This window comes from Pseudooceanicola marinus (assembly GCF_002786295.1).
GTDB lineage: Bacteria > Pseudomonadota > Alphaproteobacteria > Rhodobacterales > Rhodobacteraceae > Pseudooceanicola > Pseudooceanicola marinus.
In genome coordinates this window covers 1-4725 of record NZ_PGTC01000004.1, presented here as the reverse complement: position 1 = coordinate 4725, position 4725 = coordinate 1, and the positions used below count along the sequence as shown (strand labels likewise).

Below are 4725 nucleotides of genomic sequence, written 5' to 3'. Positions count from 1 at the left end.
GGGGGGGGGTAGGTCACAGCTATGACCTACCCCTAGGTCATAGCTGTGACCTAGGTCTGAGCGAAATTTGTGCAGACATGGACGAATTTTGACGGCATAATGCATACCACACGTGATCGACAAATGACTATGTGTGATTCAAATTTAACCACCGATGGACTAGGGGTAGGTCATGGATGAACCAGGGCGGGCACAAGCCGAAAACCGGGAAACACTCCCGAGCAAACCCACTCGTGGCCACTTCGTGCAGACTGACCGCGCCGCACATGAGGCTTGGGCACGGTTAGGCACGAAACATCCGGCGGCCTCCGCGTTGCTCCATGTCCTGGCAGCCAACGTCGGTGACCAGAACGCGGTCGTCGCATCCCACAAAGTGCTGGCCAAACTCATGGGTTCGTCGGCCTCCACCGTGAAACGCGCACTGAAGACTCTCGAAGCTGGCAACTGGATCGAGGTTCAACAAATCGGCGCAAGCGGTACCGTCAACGCCTATGTCCTCAACAGCCGCGTAGTCTGGACCGAAGCCAGGGACCGCCTGCGCTACGCGCGCCTTCAGGCAGAGGTGCTCTTGGCCGAAGATGAACAGCCCGAACCCATCGAGGCCGACAAAGCCGCTCTGCACCACCTTCCCCGCATTGGAGAGATGCAAATCCCCTCGGGCAGCGGCTTGCCCCCAATCTCTCAGCCCAGCTTCCCAGGAATGGAAGTCGATCTGCCGGGCACCCCGGCAAGGGAAGACGAGTAAACAGGTGAACAGTATAAAAACAGGTAACTGTGAACGATAGGAAACCCCATGGTGTACACCCTTGGAGAGGCTGCGAAGGCCACGGGGAAGTCGAAGGCGACCATCTCGAAGGCCATAAAATCAGGACGAATATCCGCCTCAAAGGACGACACGGGTGCGTTTCGCATCGACCCTTCTGAGCTGCACAGGGTTTACCCACCAACACCCAAGAGTGAACCCCAAGAAACCCCAAAGGAAACACAGGTAAACGCCACAGAATCTGGTGATTTCAAAGCGTTGCAAGCGCGTCTTGAGGCAGCCCAAGAGCGACTAGCAGACAAAGATGCTGTGATTTCCGATCTGCGCGAGGACCGAGACAAGTGGCGGCAGCAGGCCACTGCACTCTTGGAAGACAAGCGGCCGCAAGGATTCTTCAAACGCTTGTGGAGTAATAAATAAGCGTGATTTGCAGGAGGGGCCGCAGACGGCCCCTCCGCTTAGAAGTTACAAACTTGCCCCTGTAGGCAAGGGCAGAAGCTTCGGAAGATAGGGCAAAGCTGCCGGATCACGGGTGTTGAAGTAACGCTCGGAATGCTGGGGAATCCAAACTTCATCGATAAACCTGATGAAAATCGGGAGTACCTCCAGAGGATACTCCCGCACGTCGCCTTCCCACTCAGGGGTGGTGTGGAGATAGTATCCATATTTATCTGCCAACCCTGGGTGCTCATCCCGCAGGTGCTTGGCGAAGAGACGTCCCACGCTCGTATCCGGCCGGAGCTGTTTACCGTCCGGCCCAGTGTCAGCCATTGTATGGCCGACCATCTCCAACCGGCCCCAAAGTCGTACTGTCAGCTCATTAATCACTGAGAAATGGCCTGCCGACACCCTATCCCAGTTCAGGTTAGCCCTCTTGATGAACGCTGGTACGCGACCATGGTAGCTACCTGTTCGACGGATCGTAGGGAGGACCTCAGATGTCACCCACTTCTTGAACTGCTTGGCTTCAGGCTTCGATGACCGAAGCACCAAGGTATAGAGGCCAGGCTCGTTGATGATGATCGTCGAACGTGTCCGACCGATAGCATCGGTAATTCCGATGTTATCTTTTTCATCTTCGTCCAGACGGCTTGCGGCGTCCGATACGTTCACAATCCCAAGCTTTTTGCAGACCTCGGAGAGCACGAACCAAGGCTCTCCGTTGCGATCAACTACTCGAAACTGTTCATTTTCTTCGGTCTCAAAGACCTGCATGGCGTACTGCAATGGTATTTACCTCTCATAGCTGTGCACCATGACCGGCTTGACGGAGGAAAAAGAATAGTGCATACCGTCAATGTGTAGTCGCCGATTCGCGGTGCGATTGATGTTGTCTGAACCCACGCCACATGGGTCCAGTTAACTAGAATAACACAAATCCGAGATAAGTGCAAGCCCCGACGGAACCATCCGGCGGGCTTTTTTGTTTCCTCTGGTTGTCATGTCAAAAGAGAGCAAGTTCTTATCACGTATCCTGCGCCATGAACCTGATCTTATTGGGCTGACGCTTAGTCCTGGAGGATGGGTCCAAGTGGACCAGCTCTTGCGGGGTATGAAAAAGGCAGGACATCGGCTTACTCCTGATAGGCTCCGCCAAATCGTTATCGACAACGACAAACAACGGTTCACGCTCTCTGAAGACGGCCGCCGTATTCGAGCTGCACAAGGGCATTCTGTTACCGTCGATCTGGGCTTGGCGGTCGCCGAGCCACCGGCCACACTGTTCCACGGCACGGCCCGCGATAACCTTGATGCGATCTTCGCGAGCGGCATCAAGCCTGGGCGCCGCCAACACGTCCACCTGTCGCCAGATGAGGAAACCGCCATCAAGGTTGGCACCCGGCATGGTCGCCCTGTGGTGTTGCGGGTGAACACCGCCGCAATGCATGCGAACGGGTTGCCCTTCTGGTGCGCCGACAATGGCGTCTGGCTGACCGCAACCGTCCCCCCGGAATACCTCGGCTTCTGATACCCGCACCTCAGAACAAGCGGACACCTCTTGCAAACCCATCCTGACATCGCCCCTACAAGGCAGGGGAAGGATGAGGTTTGCGGCCACCAAGGGTGGCCTGGCAAGGTGCTGGCCGGAGGTCGCTAACCGCGCAGATCGTCAGATCGGAGAAGCTCCCGGCAGGGCTCATCAGGAGACTTTGTGGGGTGGCGCAGCCGGGGACCATACAAAGTCTCCTTATGAGCAAAGAGACTTTGCAGTCATCTGCCGCCGTGCTAGCCTTTACCCATGGCACACAAACTCGTCTACAACATCGAACCGGCCTCACCGTCCATGATCGCCTCACTGGACCGCCATTGCCTGAAGCGTGTGCCTGACGGTGCATCCAACATCGTCCCCGAACGGTCACACCTGAACGAGATCCTCCAGGGCGATGAGCGCGGCCTGATGCAGTCGCTCAAGAACCTCTACGCAGACGGGGTTAAGAAGCCTGCCGCGCAATCGGAGTCGCCCTATCTGCGGATCGTGGTGTCCGTGTCTCCTGGCTACTTTCGCCCTGATGATCCTGATGCGGTTGGAACATGGGATGAGGATCGCCTGGACGCGTGGAAAAAGGCCGCCATAAACCAGCTCCAGGCCGAGCATGGCGACGATCTCGTCTTCGCTGAGCTGCACCTGGACGAAGACACACCCCACATCCATGCAGTGGTAGCCCCGACCTACCTCAAGAAAGCTCGGAAACCGGGAAAGCAGAAGCGCGGCGAGACCCCTGAGCAGTTCGAAGAGCGCAAGGCGGCGGCTCTGACCTCTCAGGGTATTCGTACTGTCGGCCGGGCATCTCATCCCACCCTCTCGAAGCCGGGAAGCTTTCAGAAGCTCCGGCAGCACATGACACTCGCCCTCGATCATCTGGGGATCGAGTATGGCGAGGATCGCGCCATTGATGCTCCCGCCGGCCAATCCACGCGAGAGTGGGTCATCCAGCAGGCGGCCGACCTGCGGAAACGCGAAGAGAAGCTCAAACAAGCCCAGGAAGATCTAGAGCGAGATCGCAAGAACAGCCTCGATGAAGCATTGGAACGCCAGCGCATGATCGAGCGCACGGGCAAACTTGCAGCTGACGCCCGCACTCGGATTGTCCAAGCGTCCCGCGAGCAGGAAGAGCGTAGCCAGCTGCGTGTAAGTGAACTGGAACGAGAAGCTGCTGCCTTGGAGAGGCGAGCTCACCAAGAGCGCGACTTCATCGCCCAGGCTGAAGGTATCGCCGATGGCCACTGGGATCGGGCCAGCGCAGCCCTTGATGCGGAGAAGCTCTCAGAGGCCCGTAGAGAGGCCATTCGATCTGAAGCGGTAACCATGCGCCGAAAAGCCGTAGATGACGCACAGCGGGTCTCAGAGGCGCTTCTCGAGGCCGCGCGCAAGGAGGCAGACCAGATCAGGCGCGACGCCACCCCTGCACGCTTCCAAATGCTCGAAAAGGAGAACGCACGGCTGCGAAAGGAGGTTGAGGGATGGGAAAACTTCTTCCGGAACATCCGTCAAACGCTTTCTACGCTCCTCGCCGGACAGTGGGAAACGGTTAGGCAGAAGCTCAATGAGGCCTGGAAGCGCGATCCCAAGAACCCGGAGTATGAGCCTAAACCAACACCGCCGTCCTATAGTTCAGGCCCCTCCGGCCCCTGACCTATTCTCAGCAAAATCGACAGCTGCCACGGGCGCTGAAAGGCGGAACTGGGGATATCCCTTCCCCTCCCTGCCTGACCCACCCCATCCCTACGCGTTGCGCTGTCGGCAATGGACCACGCTGCTGCAAGGTTAGAGCTAGCTGATAGCTGTGATGCAGGCTCCTTCGTCGCCTGCGTCGTTCAAAAACTCCACCCCCGCCCGATCGCTCGACCAGCGCTGTGGGGGCGCGCTCCCGATCGAACGGGCGTGGATTTTTTGCCCTCCTATAGATCATTAGAAGGGGCAAAATATGAAGCCTTTAAAATCAACCTCTTATGGGGGGGGG

At 57.6% G+C, this 4725-nt stretch carries 5 protein-coding genes; 4 read left to right on the top strand and 1 reads right to left on the bottom strand.

Translation table 11 applies throughout. From position 1 onward, the window contains the following. Positions 1-172: 172 nt before the first annotated feature. Positions 173-745: a replication/maintenance protein RepL gene (locus CVM50_RS00050; protein WP_085890260.1), complete on the top strand. Its 573-nt coding sequence runs from the start codon at positions 173-175 to the stop codon at positions 743-745. A 48-nt stretch (positions 746-793) separates the two neighbouring features. After that, complete coding sequence (locus tag CVM50_RS21195; RefSeq protein WP_085890259.1) at positions 794-1183, top strand: helix-turn-helix domain-containing protein; 390 nt, start codon at positions 794-796, stop codon at positions 1181-1183. 45 nt (positions 1184-1228) lie between these two features. On the opposite strand, the gene CVM50_RS00045 is transcribed toward CVM50_RS21195, so the two are convergent. Then, a complete protein-coding gene (locus tag CVM50_RS00045; RefSeq protein ID WP_085890258.1) occupies positions 1229-1990 on the bottom strand; it encodes a BRO-N domain-containing protein in 762 nt (253 codons plus the stop codon). A 214-nt stretch (positions 1991-2204) separates the two neighbouring features. Between CVM50_RS00045 and CVM50_RS00040 the strand changes: the two genes are divergently transcribed. Together CVM50_RS00040 and CVM50_RS00035 are read left to right on the top strand one after the other, a co-directional pair. Next, the gene (locus CVM50_RS00040) at positions 2205-2732 is read left to right on the top strand and encodes an RNA 2'-phosphotransferase (RefSeq protein ID WP_085890261.1); all 528 of its coding nucleotides are present in this window, start codon (positions 2205-2207) and stop codon (positions 2730-2732) included. A gap of 270 nt (positions 2733-3002) precedes the next feature. Further along, on the top strand, positions 3003-4397 hold the full coding sequence (locus CVM50_RS00035) for a plasmid recombination protein (protein WP_085890257.1): 1395 nt from the start codon (positions 3003-3005) through the stop codon (positions 4395-4397). Positions 4398-4725: the final 328 nt, after the last annotated feature.